Genomic DNA, 17,473 nt, shown 5'->3' with positions numbered 1-17,473 from the left:
CGATTAAAACTGACGTGGCTTGATTATATCACGTGGGGCCGCAGCTCTCACCGAACGCTCCCGCTGGAATGATCCAGTTCTTCGGGTCGACCAGGATCGGCAGATCGTACTCCTCGCCAAGGCATCGCTTCATCGCCTCAGAGGTTGCAGCCTCGTAGGGCGTCCCCTTGGCGGCACGCTCCAGAACGCCCAGGGTTCTGTGAATGGTGCAGCCGAATTCCTTTTCGTAATTCGCCAGCTTGCCGATGCGGTCGGGTGCGTGGGCCTGGATCGTGGCAGCCTGATTGTGGCTCATGAAGATGCAGTTCATGCAGCTCACACGCCCAAACCCGGCATGGTAGGCAGGGTGGGGGTTCACTCCGTGCCGCCGGATGATGTCCCAGACTTGCTCTTCCGACCATGCGTGAATCGGGCGCCAGTGGTCGACGTGTCGATAGCGCCGCGGACTGTGACGAAGGTCGGTCCTGTGCGGCTCGAACGTTTTGTACCGCGCGCGGGCGGCACTTTCCTGCGCGCGCTCTCCGGTAACGAACAGGGTTCGCTTGCCGAGAAAGCGCTCCTGGTTGTTGATCGCAGTCGAGGCGACATCGATCTTCAGGTAGGCGGAGCACCACCGTACGGACAGGTCAGCCGAGCACTGAGGGAATTTCCTGCGCGTGCCTGTCTTATGCGAGTTTCCGCCGGCGGATTTGAGGCCGGATGGCGTTTCGAAGTGGTTGCGGGCCGTGGGTGCGCCGTCTCGGCACATTTCCCGTTCGAACCCACCTTCCTTCCAGGAGAAATAGAGGGGAATCCCGAAGGCGTCGGCGAGCTTTGCGCCATAGTCTCGCGTGATTGGCCAGTCCATGAGAGACGAGCCCTCCTGCCCATCCACGTCATGATGCCACCACTCGATTTTCGCAGGGTCGGCGCCGTCCTCGATCAGTTTGAGGTGGCAGGCGAGTGAATCCTTGCCGGTCGACATCGCCACGATGATGTGGTCGTAATCGGCGAATGACGGAATTGTTTCGGCCATGGGCGTCCTTTGCGGTCGACTGTGCGGCCGCTCATCCTGATCAGCGATTAGGCGCCGGCTGTGCAGCGCGCTGCGATTTTTAGCGTGATTTTTCCGCGTAGCTGACAGCGGCGTCGGTTCGGTCCTTGTATGCCTGATGGTGTCGAGTTATTCGAACTCGGGCAGCTCTCCGACGGTGTCGGCGTCGCGGTCGAGCACGACGTACTCGCAATTCTGAGCGCGGGCGTATTCGAGGAGACGATTGATGTCGTCGGGCATCGCTTCGCCTGCGCCTTCAGGCGGATTTGCGGTCAGGAACCATCCGTAGCCGAAGCCTGCGATGGTGGCGACCGGGCGCTCGTCGGTGACGGTTCGATAGGCCAGGGAGATGGCAGACTGCTTGTCCAGCCATTCGCGTGATGAGATGGAAACGTGAGCGGTTGAGATATCGAGGATCGACTTCTTCGTGTCCAATTTCAGTTCCAATTCCAGGGGTTAGGACCATAAAAAATGATCTGAATCCACCCGGTGATTTCGAGCATGAAGGCGCTGATGGCGCTCCTGCGGGGCCTATTTCTCGTGGGCCCGCTCTAGCAGCTCCTCGATAAATGGCGTCCAGAACGATGGAGAATACCCAGTAGAGGGGTGGACCATTCGTAGGGCGGGGATGTTCCGCTCGGTGATCGACGCAAATGGCGTCGACGGTTTCCAGACGTTGTCGGCGTAACCGGAAGCGTGGCGGGGAATGAAGCGTGCCCAAAGCCGGTACCCGCAGACGAGGATCGCGTTTGGCCGCAGGTTGTCCAGCAGGATTTCGAACGGAGGGGCGCCTAAGGCAAAATGAGCTTCGGAGGGAGGGGTGCGCGAACCGCTTGCGGCGACCACCGGGACGTAGTTGTAGAAGGCGATTTGTTCCCAGATCGCGTTCACGCCGTCCCTACCTATGATCCGCTTCGACTGACCAGCGATCGCTGCGGCGAGGTTGTCGAACGTCCTCATCCAGGTTTCACGTTTTCCGGTTCGATAGCGGCCGACGACGTCGAGGGTCATTCCGGGCTCGTAAGATCCGAGCTCGTGCTCATCGGAATAGTGAGACTCGCCCAGGACCAGCAGCCTTTTTGCGGCCAACGGTTTTCCAGCGTTTCCGAATTCGGATCCAACCCAAGGCGTAAACATGTCGAAAATCCCGCTGCATGGTCACCCATAGTGACCGTGCAGCGTTTCAGTGCAACGTGCCGTCCATTGGCAGCATCGGGGGGCTGGGGACGTCCGGTGTGCAGCAGGCGCTTGCGAGGCTTAGGCGGCAGCCCGCGGCTGATAGGCCCGGCTGAGCATGCGTTCCTGAGCGGAGGCGATCCGCTGCAGCTTGCTAATCTCGGCCGGGGTGAGGCGCAGCATGCATGTGGCCCAGTCCTCGCCGAGATGCTTGAGTTCCTGCCTCAGGTCGCCGGCCCGGCGGTTGAATGCCGAGAACAGCGCGACCCGAGCGGCGTGGTTGGCTTTGGCCTGCCGGCAGTACTGCCGGATCCAATCCTCGCCGGTGCCGGTAGGTACCACTGCCTCGAGGCCGCCGACTGACATGAAGGCGTCTGCCGAGAGCTCTTCCCCCGACAGAAGCAGCTCCTGGGCTGCGTCCGCCCCCATGCGGCGCGAGAGGATCGCGACAGCGGTGATCGGAAAGTGATTGAACTTGATCTCGGGGTAGACGAACGACGCGCCGGCCTCTGCGACCATGAGGTTGCATGAGCGGGCCGCATCGATGCCGCCGCCGATCGCCTTGGCGTGGACCGTGGCGAGGGTCACGACCAGGCCGCCGACGCCATTGCTGTTCCAGATCGCGCCTTCGGCCGAGAGACGCGCGTACTCGGCGAGCGCCGCGTGGTCGTTCTTGGCGAGGCAGTCCAGATAGAAGTCGAGGTCACCGCCGAGCGTGAAGAAGGGGCCCTCGCCACGGAAGGCGAGGAAACGCACTGGCGCGGCATGGTACTGCTGGGGAGCGCCCCAGAGCGCTGCGATCGCCATCTGAACCTTCACCAGGCTGTCGAGCAGGGTGAGAGTGAAGACAGGCTTGGGCTCGGGTCGGATGGTGACCCAGAGCGTCTGGATCTCGTCCTCGTAGGCAAGCTCGATCTGCGGAAGCGGCCCAGCCTGATGCTGGATCATCGCGACGACTCCAGAGGGGTCGGCGCCGGCATTGAGAACCGAATTCTCCTGGACCTGCACATCGTGCGCCATTGTTTTCTCTCCGGGATTTTAAAGGGGGTGGCAGTCGCGGCGCTGCCCCCGGGATCGGAGAATCCGCAAAGAAAAAGGCGCCCGGCTTAGAGCCGGGCGCCTCCAAAAAAGCGATTTATTTCAGAGCGTTAGGAACACCCTCCCGATGTGCCGCCGCATGACGTGCACGCCAGACAGGTGCCCGCACGCTTCATCGTGAAGGAGCCGCAAGAGCCGCAGGCGTCGCCGCTGTAACCCTGTTCGATCGCCTCGGCCCGGAAGTTCCGAGTCGGCGCGACCGCGCCGGCTGCCGCCATCTCGAGGACGGGGGCAGAGGACATGTCCGCGGTGCGCGCGGTTTCGCTCTGGACCATCTCGCTGCGGGCAACCTCGATCACGATCGCCCGCGCCGTCTGCGTCTCGCCGCGGACGAAGCCGTTCGAACCGAGACGGGCATGGGCGGTGTCCTCGTAGAGCGTGCCGTCATTCTTGCCCTGGCCGACGGTGGTCAGCGAGAGGTCCTCGGGCTTGATGTGCGCCAGGTCATGGCGGCCGAGGTAGGAGACGGCGAGCTCGCGGAAGACGTAGTCGAGAACCGAGGTCGCGTTCTTGATGCGCTCATTGCCCTGCACGAAGCCCGATGGCTCGAACTTGGTGAAGGTGAAGGCCTCGACGTACTCCTCGAGCGGCACGCCGTATTGCAGGCCCAGCGAGACCGCGATAGCGAAGTTGTTCATCATCGCGCGGAAGGCGGCGCCCTCCTTGTGCATGTCGATGAAGATCTCGCCGAGGCGGCCGTCCTTGTACTCGCCGGTGTGAACATAGAGCTTGTGGCCGGCGATGGTCGCCTTCTGGATGTAGCCAGTGCGGCGGTCGGGCATCTTCTCCCGCTCGCGGACGCGTTTCTCGACGACACGCTCGACGATCCTCTCGGTGAGCTCGACCACCTTGGCGGCATTGCTCTTGCCGAAGACGTCCGCGAGCACGTCCTCGTCGTCGGTTTCGTCGTCGGAAACGAGGGCGGCGTTGAGCGGCTGGGAGAGCTTGGAGCCGTCGCGGTAGAGCGCGTTCGCCTTCAGAGCGAGCCGCCAGGACATCATGTAGGCGTCCTTGCAGTCCTCGACGGTCGCGTCGTTGGGCATGTTGATCGTCTTGGAGATCGCGCCCGACAGGAACGGCTGCGCCGCAGCCATCATGAGGATGTGGCTTGCCGTCGAGAGATAGCGCTTGCCCGTCTTTCCGCACGGATTAGCGCAGTCGAACACATGATAGTGCTCGCGGCGCAGATGCGGGGCGCCTTCCAGGGTCATCGCGCCGCAGACATGGACGTTCGCGGCTTCGATTTCCTGCTTCGAGAAGCCGAGGAACGGCAGGATCTCGAAGGTCTGGTCGGCGAGCTTCTCGGCGGGCACCTTCAGGACGTTGACGAGGAAGTCCTCGCCGAGGGTCCACTTGTTGAAGACGAACTTGATGTCGAAGGCGCTCTTGAGCTGCTTCTCGATCTTCTCCAGAGAGTCGTCATCGAAGCCCGCGCGAGCGAGCGTCACATGGTTGACGCCGGGAGCCTGGCGCAGCGAGCCGTGTCCCACGGCGTAGGCTTCGATCTCTGCGATGTCCCCCTCGCGGTAGCCGAGCTGGCGCAGCGCGTTGGGAACCGCCTGGTTGATGATCTTGAAGTAGCCGCCGCCGGCGAGTTTCTTGAACTTCACCAGAGCGAAGTCCGGCTCGATGCCGGTCGTGTCGCAGTCCATGACGAGGCCGATAGTGCCGGTCGGAGCAAGGACGGTTGTCTGGGCATTGCGGTAGCCATGCTGGTTTCCGAGGTCGAGCGCTTCATCCCAGGCGAGGCGGGCGCGGGTGACCATATCCTCGTCTGGGCAGGAGCCGGCATCCAGCGGCACGGGGTTGCGAGAAAGCAGCTCGTATCCGTCGGTCTGCGAATGGGCGGCCCGGCGATGGTTGCGGATGACCCGCAGCATGCTGTCCTTGTTTTTCGCGTACTCGGGGAAGGGGCCGAGTTCGCCAGCGATCTGCGCGGACGTCTTGTACGCGATGCCGGTCATCAGCGCGGTCAGCGCACCTGCGATCGCGCGGCCTTCGGCGGAGTCATAGCCAAGGCCCATGGTCATGAGCAGACCGCCGATGTTGGCGTAGCCCAGGCCCAGCGTGCGGTAGTCGTAGGAGAGCTGCGCGATCTCCTTCGACGGGAACTGCGCCATCGTGACCGAGATCTCGAGGACGAGGGTCCAGAGCCGGCAGACGTGCTCGAAGCTGCCGAGGTCGAACTTGCCGGTCTGCGTGTCGTAGAACTTGAGCAGGTTGGCCGAGGCGAGATTGCAGGCGGTGTCGTCGAGGAACATGTATTCCGAGCACGGGTTCGACGCCCGGATGCGCCCGCCGGCGGGGCAGGTGTGCCAGTCGTTCATCGTCGTGTTGAAATGCAGACCCGGGTCCGCGGACTGCCAAGCCGCTTCGCCGATCTTCTCCCAGAGATCGCCGGCCTTCAGCGTCTTCATGACGCGCCCGTCGGTACGAGCGATGAGGTTCCAGTTGTCGCCGGCCTCGACGGCACGCAGGAAGTCGTCGGTGACCGAGACCGAGTTGTTGGAGTTCTGGCCAGACACCGTCAGGTAGGCTTCCGAGTCCCAGTCGACATTGTACTCGGGGAAATTGGCGGTTTCCTTGCCCTGGCGCGCCATGTCGATGACCCGCTTGATGTAGTTCTCGGGCACCGCCGACCGCTTGGCCTGGCGGATGGCCTGGCGAAGCGTCGGGTTGGTCGACGGGTCGAAGTCGCGGCTGCCGTCTTCGAGTTTGGTGGCCGCCATGATGGCGTTGAGGTGACGCTTGTTGGTCTTCGAGCCGGTCACCAGAGCTGCGACCTTGCGCTCTTCCTCGACCTTCCAGTCGATATAGGCCTCGATATCCGGATGGTCGGCATCGACCACGACCATCTTGGCGGCGCGTCGCGTGGTGCCGCCGGACTTGATGGCGCCAGCCGCGCGATCGCCGATCTTCAGGAACGACATCAGACCCGACGACTTGCCGCCGCCCGACAGACGCTCACCTTCGCCGCGCAGCATCGAGACGTTGGAGCCAGTGCCCGAGCCGTACTTGAACAGGCGCGCCTCGCGGACCCAGAGGTCCATGATGCCGCCATCGCTGACGAGATCGTCCTGGACGCCCTGAATGAAGCAGGCGTGCGGCTGCGGATGCTCGTAGCTGGACTCCGACTTGGTCAGCTTGCCCGTCTTGAAGTCGACGTAGAAGTGGCCCTGGCTCGGGCCGTCGATGCCATAGGCCCAGTGAAGACCGGTGTTGAACCACTGCGGCGAGTTCGGAGCGATCATCTGGGTCGCGAGCATGAATCGCAGCTCATCGTAGAAGGACTGAGCGTCTTTTTCCGAGGAGAAATAGCCGCCCTTCCAGCCCCAATAGGTCCAGCAGCCGGCTAGGCGGTCGAAGACCTGCTTGGAGTCGGTTTCGGAGCCATAGCGCTCGGCCTCGGGCAACGACGCCAGGGCATCCTTGTCGGCGACCCGGCGGGACAGCCACGCCGGAATGCCACGCTCGGGAACTGCCTTCAGGCGAGCAGGGACGCCGGCCTTGCGGAAGTACTTCTGCGCCAGCACATCGCTCGCGACCTGGGACCAGGCTTCCGGGATGTCGATGTTGTCGACCTTGAACACGACGGTGCCGTCGGGGTTCTTGATCTCGCTCGATGCGGTGCGAAAGGCGATTTTCGCGTATGGCGATTCCGACGCGATGGTGTGGCGACGATCGATCTGCACTTAAGGGACTCCAAAAAATCGAAATCGCACTGAGGGCGATTATTATGGATAAAATGCGTGTCGGCGGCATTTATTGCGGCCGCTCAGCATATGATACTAAATCTTGTAGCGGAGGTAAACGAAAGGCCGTTTTCCGGACCCTTTGAATTATTGGGCTTTAATCAGAAAGCCGCAGACCCGATTTATCGGCATTAAAAGTCAGAGCTTCTCAGCGCTCCCATTTTTCGCGCACAGCACGAATATCGGCGAACTTGGGGCGAAGCGTTGAGATCACGATCAACTGCCCTGCCAGCGTCCTATAAGCGAGCTCGCGATTGTTGCGACCGAGATAGCGCGCGGTGCGCATAACGCTCTCATTCTCGGCCGAGAAAGGCACCAGGCCAACGGGCAGCAGCTTTCCTGCGAAGTCCAGGCGGTCTTCACCTGACCAGCGTTCGAGCGCTTCAGGATCGGTCAATGCTGTGATGCAGTTGAATTCCGCGTCGAAGGTTCCGACGGCGATCATTTCGGAAGGGCAGAATGCCGCCATCGCGGAGGTCGGGTAGTGCGTCGCCAGCCGGCCCGCCGCCGAGCAGAGTCGGTCGACGTAACGCTGCATGTTCACCGAGTTATAGACGTTCCCCTCGTAGTGAAAAATCGTCGGATCGCCTTCCGCGGCCGCCACAATCGCGCTTTTGGCAGCGATTTGGCGAGAGGTGGCGGAATCGGGAGTGGGAACGAAGATCGTGCAGTTCATGTCGCTTTGCCAGTTTGGGGTCTCGGGGCTGGTAGGGATTCGACACATAATTCGAGCGTGAGGAATTTCGCCGAAATCTCACCGGTCGCGTCGTTGATCCATCGCCATTTTTGCCGGCTCGAGTGCTTAGGTTCGCAGACGAGCGAAAATCCGATCGATCTGGCGTCGGCAATCGCCTTTTCCGGATCGACGAATGCGCTGCGCCAAAGGCCATTGATTGCGTCCAACGTGCGCTCGACCCGGCGGACGTAGCGATCGACCCAGTCGCGAGCCTCCTGATGGTCGACATCATCGAAAAGGCCGACAACGGTCTTCATGTCGGGGAAATGCGATGTGATCTGCTTGGCATTATTCCAAGCCTGAACAGCCGCGAATGCTTTTTCAGCGTCGCTCGTCGACAGCCTGCGGGCTGCGAACCATGCTTTCAGCGCCATTGTGAGGTCATCGCTGCGCCGGATGGCCTCGTGAGCGTCCTCATAGTGGTTGTCGTCGAGATCGGTCTCAAGGCCCGTCCAGACGCGTTCAATGAACTGTCCCTCGATCAGGTCCGGCTCATCCTCGAGAATGGATGTGAGGTTGTCCTGGGAGACGCCGTCCCACGTCACAGGTTTCGTCGAGAACGCGAACGGCCGGGCATTCACGCGCACCCATGCGCTGGATTGCACCATGTGTTCGCTGCGATCGGCCTCGGTGCCTTCCCAGTTGGGGTGACCGACCGCGGCGATCAAATCCTCATGCGAAAACGACTGATCGATGATGGTGTCGGTGTCCCCATAGGCGTCGCCCAGATCGTCGTAGAGCATCGCAGCGGTGCATTTCGATAGGGAGACAAACCGGGCCGTGGAAACCGCGTTCTGCAGCTTCTTGGCTGATGCGAGTGTCAGCTGAGCATCCTGTCTCGCGAACGCTAGCGCCTGCCAGGACCTCAGACCGGTCAGCTCTCCTATCGCGACGATGAACTCGGACGCGCGATCGTAGAGGTCCGGTATGCGGACATTCGACGCCCAGAAGTGTTTCCGCCATTCGTCCGGAATGCTGGCCGAGAGATCCTGGACAAAGATGGCCTCGCGCGCCTTTAAGCGCGCGATCAGGACGCTGGCCCGCCGGTGATCAAGGTTCGCCAGAGCCGGCGTGAGATCGAGCGAAACGACTTTGCTCGGGTCGTCGATCCGGACGGCCGAGCAGATAAGTGATGGGATCATGTGTCCTCGCGGAGATCACGCGGCCCGAGCGGGGCTCATTTTTGCGGCCGCGCGGCGTCCGGCCTCTGTTTTCGGGTTCGGCACGATTGTGACCTGAAATGGCGGATCGGCTTCCCCGTCCCGCATCATTTTCACGGCCATCACCTCCTTCGGGCGAATTGCTCGCAGCTCGTCCTCGCTGATGCGAAGCATGACGGACGTCCGCTTCCAGAAGCTTGAGTGAATGCCAAGCAGCATCGTCGTCCCGACGTTCGTGAGGAAGCTTTCCGGGAATTCTGTTGGCTGCTGAGAAGCACACCAGAGCCCAAGGCCGAATTTACGCGCCTCTTTCGCAATGACGTTGAGAACGTCTTCTGGCGCCTTGCTAAAGTATTTGTGCGCTTCATCAATGAAAACGATCTTGCGCAACTCGGTTCCACTCTCTGTGGGGCCGAGTTTTTTCAGCTCTTCGAAGATAGATCGAAGGCGAAGCTTTGTGAAAAGCACCTGCTGCTCGGTCGTCAGTGCTTTGATCTGGTGCACCTTGACCTGCGCGTTTCCGAATGGCGGCGGGTTCGCTCTGAAGGTGCCGGCGGCCGAGAGAAGGTCGAGGCGAGCCACGACAGAATTCAGCACCTCAACGCTGTCGTACTTCATGATGTCCTCGGGCTCACGCCCGGTCTGGATGCTCTTCACGAAGGCGCTGTAGGCGTCAACGGCCTTCTCTTGAGCGGCCTCGATCTGAGTGGCGAGCTTCTCGAGCTCGGTGTCGTTCGAGGTCTTGTTGTAAGCGTTGGTCAGGCGTGTGCGCTGCTTGCTGAGCTTGAGCACCTGTTCGTAGGCACCGACAGCCTGATTGTCCCCGCCGATGGTCATCGCGGTGATCTTTCGCATCGCATAGGAGCGCAGATCGTCCAGCGTTGGGTAGTAGCGCCGAAGTTGGGACCACTGGCGAGCTTCAATGATGGAGGCTCTTTCAGCCTCTGTGATCTCGAGCCGGCGCCACGTCTCAGGATTGTTCTGGTAGATGCCGATCGCGGCGAAGGTATCCCGAACGATGTTGCGCAGGACGCTCTCTTGCTTGACGCCCAGCTGCGGGGAAACCTCCTTGATGAGGCCCACGAAGAAATCGACCTGGCGGTTGACGCCGCCGACGTGAGGGTCGGTGTCCAGCGTGAGGGGGTTATATCCGAACCCGGTCGCCTGACTGTATTTGATGGCGCGCGCGCCCCAGACGTCGTGAAGCTCCTCGTGGACGTCGAAGACCTCGATCGGGATGCCGGCGCGGGCTCCGCTTTCCAGGAGCCGCTTCGACTGGAATGATTTGCCAGTCCCCGACATCCCGCACATCAGGACGTGGGAATTCAAAAGCCGTTCGGGTTCAAAGAGCGTCATGACCTCGCGCCGGTCGCGCAAAAGCTTCTGCTCATCTAATCCGATAAAATGACGCATGTGATAAAGGCCTGAAATCAATTCGAGCGCGAAAAACCGCGCCAAAAAACTGACCGGAAAAATGGGTTTAAAATCGACACACAGTTTCGCATGGCACGAAGCGATTTGGAAGCCCCAATAACGGAAGCGCTCTTTGCGTTGCCGTTCACAATAAAAAAGCCCCGCCTTTCGGCGGGGCTCAGTATAGGCGAATGAATGCCTAGATCAGAAGCGGTAATTCAGGCCGGCGCGGACGAGCTGATACTCGTTCTTGCTCTTGGCTGCGAAGTTGTAGAGGCCGTCGCCGGGGAACGAGACGTTCGACTTGCCGAGGTTCGCGTAGAGGTACTCGACCTTGACCGACCAGTTGCGGTTCAGGGCGTATTCGGCGCCGACGCCGGCGGTCCAGCCGACCTTCGTCTTGGTGCTCTTCACGCTGATGTCGCTGAAGGTGGCGACGCCGGCGGGAACCGCGAGCGTGTCGACGGCATGAACGGACTGCTTGATCGAGCCGAAGGCCAGGCCGCCGGTGCCGTAGAGCATGAAGTTCGGCGTCACGAGGTAGCCGACGCGGGCGCGAAGCGTGCCGAAGGAGTCGAGCTGCGAACGGGTGTTGGCGGTGACATTGTAGGTGGCGACGCCGGTGAAGATGTCGATGGTGTTGCTGAACGACGAGCGGCGCTCCGCGTTCGCCCAGTTGTAGTCCGCCTCGGCGCCGAGAACGAAGGAAGGCGAGATCTGGTAGTTGTAGCCGACCACCGGGCCGAACAGCGCGCCGGCCTTGGTCGAGTTGGTCACGCGGTTGCCGCTGAAGCCGTCCGAGAAGTTGCCGTCCGAGGTGCCGGTGAAGGTCGAGCCGTCCTTGGTGCCGCCGATCGCGCCGATGTTGCCGCCGATGTAGAAGCCCGTCCAGGAGTTCGGCACAGCCGCGATGGGGGCGGCGCCGGCCGGCGCGAAGGAGCTGTTGTAGGGGAGGTCGCTCGCATGGGCGATGGACGCGCTGAAGATTGCGATGGCCGCGAAGGCGATGCGCTTGATCATGAAATTGCTCCTAAAACGTTTTTTGCAGGGATTCGAAACTTCCGAGCTCCGAATTAGCTTATCGCCAATTTGCAGCCAAGCGCCGTTTGTAGCGCATTTTGTCGAAATTCTCGTTTTGATGGGGTTCGAGAGATATTTTTCCCAACCATATTTAATTTATCACACCCATAACTGCCCTAGTGTTAACCGGAATATTGAGCCGTTTAAGGCGATATATTCGCTTTAGCCGTTGCAGATTTCCCGCGGGCGTCGGTCACGGTTATCGTAATTTCCCCTCCGCTAGCGGTACCGAATCTCACGATTTTGCCGGTTGCCGTGTCGCACGTGGTGTTCAGCAGCGGGGTCATGCACATGTATTGAAACGGCGGCTTTCCACCGGTCCGGATCGTTTCAAGCGACGATACGTTGCCTTGTTGCGTCTGCTTAATCTCGACTTTGAGCGGGTGGATGATTTGGTAAGTGACGACGCCTGACGCCGCCATCCTGTTAGGGCTGGATGAATCGAAAGCCGTAACAGCGATTTTCCGGATTTGCGGTTTGCAATCCAGATCGCACGGGATCGCAGATGGCTTCCCGGTAATACTCCCGGACACTGGGTCCAGCTGCAATCCTTCCGGGAGGTTCGGACCGATCGCGAACTGGTAGGGCGATTTCCCGCCCTTGGCCGAAAGGCGCGTCGGTAACGCCGGCGAGCCGTATTCGTCGATCCAGATTTCGGCTTGGGTCGGCGCTGACAACGACATAGCGGCGACAGCGTTTTCGGATCCTGCGGGCGTATTTGAGCGTGACCCGACGTTAATGTCGCACGACGAGGACAGCAACTTTACCAGCGTGCAGCTGTAGCTCGATGTGGCAGTCAGAATGACACGGTTGTTGGTTGGATTGAGTGAGACGGTTGGTCCGATTTGGACCTTGCTGTCGAAGCCGGCCCCTTGGAATTCCGCTGTGATGTGGCGCGCGGCAAAGGTGGTCAGTTTCTCGCCGTCTCGGGTCGTGCAATTGGTGATATCGGTGTTCCGCGAGCTGGAGTCTCGCGGACATGAAATGCGCGTCTCTTCGATGCGGGCGGCCGTGGAATCGACTGCGTGTGTGAGGGCGGCGCGCATTTTTGACGCGCGGGCGAGATCGATCCCTCCTCCAATGGTGCCGACGATGATCGGAAGGGCTATTGCGAAAATGATTGCGACGTTCCCCTCGTTGTTCGAGGGGAACGTAGCGGCGCCGGCCAAAAGCTTCAGCCTCGGGGAGCGCATCGGAGCTTCGATCCCAACTGTCGGTTCCAGCCCTTGGTGATCGTGCAGCCGTTGCTCGTGCCATAGCAGCCATAGACAGGAGCGGTGGCCGCGGAGCCGGCGGTCGAGCAGACCTCGCCATCACGAGAGTTGTCGGTGTCCGGACCAGGGGGCGGGACGAGATCAGGGGAAAGCTCGCCCCCGCCCCATGTCCACCACTGGAAGCAGATCCACATCCCATTGCCATTCCGGCAGGTGCCCCAGCTTCCAACCCAGGTGCCCGGGCAGGGGATGCTGGAATTTGTGAGGCACTCGTCGTTGCCGATGTACTCCATCGCCCAGTTCAGATTTGCCGTCTTGACCTGACCAGCCTGGTCGGTCGCGGTGCACGTGAGCGTGCCGTTCTGCTCGAGCCCTCCAGGGGTCTGCCAACGGCCCGAGATTGTGCCGTAATTGCTCTCATTGCCAGGATTGCCGCTGTGGGCATACCCGGGCGGCAACGAAGCGCAGGTGACGTTCAGCACGCCATACCCGCCGGTCGCGACCACCGTCGTTGACCCGACGGTGGCGTTCGTGCCGGTCAGGTAGCCCGTCCCAAACGAGAGTACGATCGGGGGCGGGAGGAAATGATATGAGATCGACGCGCTGGCCGTGCGGCCATCGGTGATATCGGTCACCGTGACCGTGAGCGTCCCGCTCTGGTTGTAGCCCGGCGTTCCCGAAACTCGACCCGTTGCCGTGTTGCAGCTCATGCCGGCGGGAACACCCGTGCAGCTGTAGATGTAGTTTCCGGTCCCACCGCTGCGGGTCGCGTCAGCATAGTACGAGCCCGCCGTTGGGCTCGGAACGGTGTTCATCACCCCGGAAAGCTGCAGCCGAAGCTGCCGGATCAGGACGAAGTTCACGACGCCCTGGACCTGCTGCTTGTTCAGCCCGCCACGGTTCTGGTCGCCTGCGTCAGTGACGGAGACGCCCGTTGGAGCGAGTGGGAGCGGGTCGCAGGGGCTAGGGAGGTTGCAGACCGTGGGGTCAGTCGGTGTGCCGCTGATCTGAGCGGACTCGGTGCTGCCGTCGGGGTTGAGGCTCAACCCGCCGGGCATTCCTGTCTGACCCCAGGAATACGGGGACCAACCGCCACTGACGTTGTAGCTCACAGGCAGATTGACGGTCGGATCGCCGACGTAAATGAACCGCTGCCCAGTTGGGCCGCTGAGCGATAGCGTCAGGGCCTGCGTGGAGAGATTTGCGGACGTTCCCGAGACGGCATTCAGATTGCAGTCCGAGTTCAGCACGCGGAAGACGACGCAGTTGTAGCCGACACTGGCCTGAAGGCGCATCCGACCGTTGATCTGGTCGACCGTAATAGGCCCTGTCAGAGCCGGTGCCTGGTCGTAGCCGCGCTGTTTGAAGTTCTGAACGACGAGCGTCTGCGCTTCACTGCGAAGCGTCGCCATGAACTGTGGGTCGTTCAGGCAGCCCTGGTCGATGGTGACGTCATTCGTGCGGTTGCGGTCATGGCACGTCTTGACGGTGTCCGTGAGCGTTTGGCTGGTGGCATCGACAGACTGCTGAAGAGAAGAGCGCATCGCGCTGCCACGCCCGAGATCAACACCGGCCCCAGCGACGCCGACGACAACCGGAAGCGCGAGTGCGAACAGCAGGGCGACGTTGCCTCCCCTGTCGGCGACAAACGCGCGTGAGCGCTCGCGCACCATTTCGCAGATGGAAGCGTAGGACATTTGCGGGATTCCCATAATTCTGAATTTATCGCCATTATTCCACAACCAGCGCCTCGCGCATAGCGAAAGCGGCGGCGCAAGAAAGCATTTTTTATCGCTGAAAAAACCGCTATAAAAGCTCACCGCTGTTTTTCGCGGCTTTCGAAATTACGAGCCCTTTTACAATGAAAACCGCATCTTCCAAAATTCGCTCCATTGCGACCGACATCCGCGGCGCTACGGCGGTGGAATTTTCGATCCTGATTGTTCCCTTCATGCTCATGATCATGGGCGGCTTGGGGACGGGGACGCTTTATTGGGCGAATGTCGCCTTCGACGCCAATGTCGAGTCGATCGCTAAGAAGGTTTATGAAGAAGCGGCGCTGTGTTCGGATGGAACACCTGCGTTCCCGTACACAACGAATTGCCTCAGTCAGAAGATCTGCGAGCAATCAGGTCTTCTTCTGGTGTCCCAGGCGACATGCAAAAGTCAGATCAGGGTCGATATAAGGACATTGAAGGCGGACGGCAGCGACCCGGCCATCCCCCAAATGGTTTCGGCGACCGGGATCCAGAACTCTTCATTTGGTCAGCAGTTCGGCGTCAAGCCAAACGTCATTGTCATGATCCGAGCGGCTCTGCCGGTTCCGAATTGGTCGCTGTGGTCGCCCCAAAACACCGCGGCCGGCGGCCAGCGAATTTTAACGGCCTCGTCGATGTTCCGAGTCCGTGAGCAGGTCAATTACACGCCTGTGAACTGAGAAAAATACCCATAAATATTGCGATCGCGGCGCGGCTTGTGTAGGAAAGCAAGGTGCCCGCAAATAAATTGCCGCGCGCAGCGCAAGCCGCCCTGGAGACCTAAATGTCCGTTTTCTCCGTGCTGAGAAAATTCGTCGAAAAGCTGCGCGGCGCCAAGAGTGGCACCGTTGCGGTCGAGTTCGCGCTGATCTTGCCGTTCGCCATGATGATCTATGCCGGCGGCTCGTACACGTCAGGCATGGTCACGCTGAACAAGAAGATGCAGTCGGCATCTTACGCGATGGTCAACAGCGTGCCGTACCCTCGGACGGTGTGCTCCTATCGGATGCACATCGAGAACATGTACGGGACGGGCGCGCAGGTCGATCTCATGCGCGAGCTGCTCTATCCGTTCCCGGTGACCGAGGCGAACACGACTGTTCGGTACATCGAGACCGCGCCGACGCCCGATGGGAAGTTCACGTCCCGCGTCCGCGTGGAGTACCGTCCGACAGACGGCGGACTGCGGGTTCTGGCCAATATGTATTCGGCGTTCGGCGGGCCCGATGGGCTCGAGCGATCGACGGTGTGGGCGGAATCGGCGAATGTCACGATCACCAACGATATTCCGGTGTGCCCGGACACGCCGCTGCGCCTGAATTTCGATCCAAACGCAGGCGTCAGCTATTTTGAGGTTCTGTCCGGTAGCCCCCACAACAACACAGTCACGGCCTCTGGCGGCGTTCGGTTCAAGGGCAAATACCGTCCCTATAGCGTCGCAAATCTTCCGCCGGGCCTGACTTTCGAGACTGAGACGGGCAAGTTCGGCATTGCGGTCAACTATCCCTGTCAGGCGAGCAATCCCGGCTGCGACCCCGTCACCTGGGCGCCTACGGTTTTCACCGTCCAGGATTATCGCGACAAGATCTACGACAGCCCTCCCGGTTCGGCGACCGTGACGGGCCAGTATGTGATTTACTACCCAGTGGGGATGTCGATGTCGGCTGGGTCCGGCATCATCTATCAGGGGCAGGCCATCAACGACGCCTATCAGCCGGAACCCCGGGTTTGGGGCGGTTGGAAGGTTGGCGGGACACCGAAGGGTTACACCTTCACATCCAGTGCGATGCCAGCGGGGCTTTGGATCAATGGCCTGACTGGCAACATTCACGGGACGACGACGGCCTGGCCCGGCACGTATTCGTTTTCGATCACCGCGACGGACAGCCGTGGCGTAGCAACTTCGGCGACCTACTCGCTTGAGATCCGGGCGCAGCCGCTTCAGATCAGCGTGGGCCTGCTGAATATGCAGTTCCAGCAGCCGGGGTCTATCGCCGTTAACGGCACAGGCGGCGCCGGAATTATCAACGTCACATGCTCGGGAATGCCTGCAGGCATGCTGTGTGGCCCGACCTGGGTTTCTGGGCAGGTGGGCGTCTGGCAGCAGGTTGGTTCGGTCTGGGGAACGCCTTCGACTTACGGGGACTTCTATCCGACGATCACGCTGACGGATCAGGCTGGCAACTCTGTGAGCCAGGTCATGCGTATCTCGATTGCGATGCCCCCGGCCTCGCACTATGCGACGGGGTGGAACCAGACGGTTGCAGGCCAATGGACGTACGCTCACGTCTACGTCTCGGGTGGATCGGGCAACTTCTCGCTTTACGCATGCGGTTCGCCACCGGGGATGAATTGCTATCAGGCGGATGCGACAACATTCTATTGGGCGGGCAACCCTGCGCCGAGCTCTGGGACGGCTTGGATCCAGTTTCGCGACAACGTCACTGGGGTCGTCTACCAGCAGAACCTCAACTGGGGCTTTTCGACGCCTCCGATCAGCGTCTGGGTGACCGCTGCAGCTGGCAACTTCACCACTGAGAGCTATATCGAGATCCACTATGGGTACTCAGGAGGCTATGGCACGCTCTACACGGGCTGCAGCGGGTTCGTCTCGGGTGGCTACTCGAACATGTGCTACGCCCATACGGGCTATTCCTATGGATGGCAGAGCAACTGCCTGAGCGTTTGGGACGCATACGGCGCAAGCAGCTACGCATGCCACTCGTTTTACATCAGCCCGACACCCATTTCCGCGTGGGCGACGACCGGGTTCAATTTCACCTATTGCCGGTATGGCTGCATCGGGTACCAGAGCTTTCAGACTGGTGGCGGTGTTGCTGGACGCGGCATTGCCGCGGTCTATTCGAGCCCTGACTCGCAGCCGGGAATTTCCTATTGGGACGGTGTGAGCGGGACCGTTCAGACCAATTGGGGCCAATGGAATTCATCGATTACGGTCGTTGTCGGTGACGGCATCGGGCAGCAAGCGGCTATCGGGATGGGCTTCTGAAACCGCCAACACCATGATAATAAATGGAAACGGCCGCTTTTAAA

The 17,473-nt window shown here is 60.8% G+C and carries 13 protein-coding genes; 2 read left to right on the top strand and 11 right to left on the bottom strand.

Annotated elements, in window-relative coordinates:
* Window positions 1–28 precede the first annotated feature (28 nt).
* The 11 genes from ACFPN9_RS20040 to ACFPN9_RS19990 all read right to left on the bottom strand — a co-directional run bounded on the left by ACFPN9_RS20040 (window position 29) and on the right by ACFPN9_RS19990 (window position 14,482).
* Window positions 29–1,015: a phosphoadenosine phosphosulfate reductase domain-containing protein gene (locus tag ACFPN9_RS20040; RefSeq protein WP_377817471.1), complete on the bottom strand. Its 987-nt coding sequence runs from the start codon at window positions 1,013–1,015 to the stop codon at window positions 29–31.
* Window positions 1,016–1,162: 147 nt separating this feature from the next.
* Window positions 1,163–1,468 carry a DUF5983 family protein gene (locus ACFPN9_RS20035; RefSeq protein WP_377817470.1) on the bottom strand — a complete coding sequence of 102 codons (306 nt, stop codon included), beginning with the start codon at window positions 1,466–1,468 and terminating at the stop codon, window positions 1,163–1,165.
* Window positions 1,469–1,564: 96 nt separating this feature from the next.
* Window positions 1,565–2,044, bottom strand: a complete 480-nt coding sequence (locus ACFPN9_RS20030; protein ID WP_377817469.1) for a hypothetical protein — start codon at window positions 2,042–2,044, stop codon at window positions 1,565–1,567.
* 246 nt (window positions 2,045–2,290) lie between these two features.
* Window positions 2,291–3,229: a crotonase/enoyl-CoA hydratase family protein gene (locus ACFPN9_RS20025; RefSeq protein ID WP_377817468.1), complete on the bottom strand. Its 939-nt coding sequence runs from the start codon at window positions 3,227–3,229 to the stop codon at window positions 2,291–2,293.
* 128 nt (window positions 3,230–3,357) lie between these two features.
* Window positions 3,358–6,999: a vitamin B12-dependent ribonucleotide reductase gene (locus tag ACFPN9_RS20020; RefSeq protein ID WP_377817467.1), complete on the bottom strand. Its 3,642-nt coding sequence runs from the start codon at window positions 6,997–6,999 to the stop codon at window positions 3,358–3,360.
* 208 nt (window positions 7,000–7,207) lie between these two features.
* Window positions 7,208–7,735 carry a hypothetical protein gene (locus ACFPN9_RS20015; protein ID WP_068203729.1) on the bottom strand — a complete coding sequence of 176 codons (528 nt, stop codon included), beginning with the start codon at window positions 7,733–7,735 and terminating at the stop codon, window positions 7,208–7,210.
* Entirely contained in the window at window positions 7,732–8,937 is a 1,206-nt protein-coding gene (locus ACFPN9_RS20010; protein ID WP_377817466.1) for a hypothetical protein, read from the bottom strand. The genes ACFPN9_RS20015 and ACFPN9_RS20010 overlap by 4 nt, the downstream gene beginning before the upstream one ends.
* A gap of 15 nt (window positions 8,938–8,952) precedes the next feature.
* The gene (locus tag ACFPN9_RS20005) at window positions 8,953–10,413 is read right to left on the bottom strand and encodes an ATP-binding protein (RefSeq protein ID WP_377817465.1); all 1,461 of its coding nucleotides are present in this window, start codon (window positions 10,411–10,413) and stop codon (window positions 8,953–8,955) included.
* A gap of 159 nt (window positions 10,414–10,572) precedes the next feature.
* A complete protein-coding gene (locus ACFPN9_RS20000; RefSeq protein WP_377817464.1) occupies window positions 10,573–11,388 on the bottom strand; it encodes an outer membrane protein in 816 nt (271 codons plus the stop codon).
* 203 nt (window positions 11,389–11,591) lie between these two features.
* The gene (locus tag ACFPN9_RS19995; RefSeq protein ID WP_377817463.1) at window positions 11,592–12,641 is read right to left on the bottom strand and encodes a pilus assembly protein TadG-related protein; all 1,050 of its coding nucleotides are present in this window, start codon (window positions 12,639–12,641) and stop codon (window positions 11,592–11,594) included.
* Window positions 12,623–14,482, bottom strand: coding sequence for an Ig domain-containing protein (locus ACFPN9_RS19990; RefSeq protein WP_377817462.1), 1,860 nt, complete (start codon window positions 14,480–14,482; stop codon window positions 12,623–12,625). Before ACFPN9_RS19990 ends, ACFPN9_RS19995 begins: the two co-directional genes overlap by 19 nt.
* A 41-nt stretch (window positions 14,483–14,523) precedes the next feature.
* On the opposite strand from ACFPN9_RS19990, the gene ACFPN9_RS19985 reads away from it, so the two are divergent.
* Together ACFPN9_RS19985 and ACFPN9_RS19980 are read left to right on the top strand one after the other, a co-directional pair.
* The gene (locus ACFPN9_RS19985) at window positions 14,524–15,099 is read left to right on the top strand and encodes a TadE/TadG family type IV pilus assembly protein (protein WP_068203720.1); all 576 of its coding nucleotides are present in this window, start codon (window positions 14,524–14,526) and stop codon (window positions 15,097–15,099) included.
* A gap of 104 nt (window positions 15,100–15,203) precedes the next feature.
* Entirely contained in the window at window positions 15,204–17,429 is a 2,226-nt protein-coding gene (locus ACFPN9_RS19980; protein WP_377817461.1) for a putative Ig domain-containing protein, read from the top strand.
* The last annotated feature ends 44 nt before the right edge of the window (window positions 17,430–17,473 follow it).

Source organism: Allobosea massiliensis (assembly GCF_042655245.1).
GTDB lineage: Bacteria > Pseudomonadota > Alphaproteobacteria > Rhizobiales > Beijerinckiaceae > Allobosea > Allobosea massiliensis.
Note: the sequence above shows the minus strand (reverse complement) of the source record. Positions and strands in the feature narration are given on the sequence as shown.

Coding starts and splice junctions, on each gene's coding strand:
- ACFPN9_RS20015 (WP_068203729.1), bottom strand. CDS start 7,735: ATGAACTGCACGATCTTCGTTCCCACTCCCGATTCCGCCACCTCTCGC.
- ACFPN9_RS20040 (WP_377817471.1), bottom strand. CDS start 1,015: ATGGCCGAAACAATTCCGTCATTCGCCGATTACGACCACATCATCGTG.
- ACFPN9_RS19995 (WP_377817463.1), bottom strand. CDS start 12,641: ATGCGCTCCCCGAGGCTGAAGCTTTTGGCCGGCGCCGCTACGTTCCCC.
- ACFPN9_RS19980 (WP_377817461.1), top strand. CDS start 15,204: ATGTCCGTTTTCTCCGTGCTGAGAAAATTCGTCGAAAAGCTGCGCGGC.
- ACFPN9_RS20030 (WP_377817469.1), bottom strand. CDS start 2,044: ATGACCCTCGACGTCGTCGGCCGCTATCGAACCGGAAAACGTGAAACC.
- ACFPN9_RS20000 (WP_377817464.1), bottom strand. CDS start 11,388: ATGATCAAGCGCATCGCCTTCGCGGCCATCGCAATCTTCAGCGCGTCC.
- ACFPN9_RS19985 (WP_068203720.1), top strand. CDS start 14,524: ATGAAAACCGCATCTTCCAAAATTCGCTCCATTGCGACCGACATCCGC.
- ACFPN9_RS20010 (WP_377817466.1), bottom strand. CDS start 8,937: ATGATCCCATCACTTATCTGCTCGGCCGTCCGGATCGACGACCCGAGC.
- ACFPN9_RS20025 (WP_377817468.1), bottom strand. CDS start 3,229: ATGGCGCACGATGTGCAGGTCCAGGAGAATTCGGTTCTCAATGCCGGC.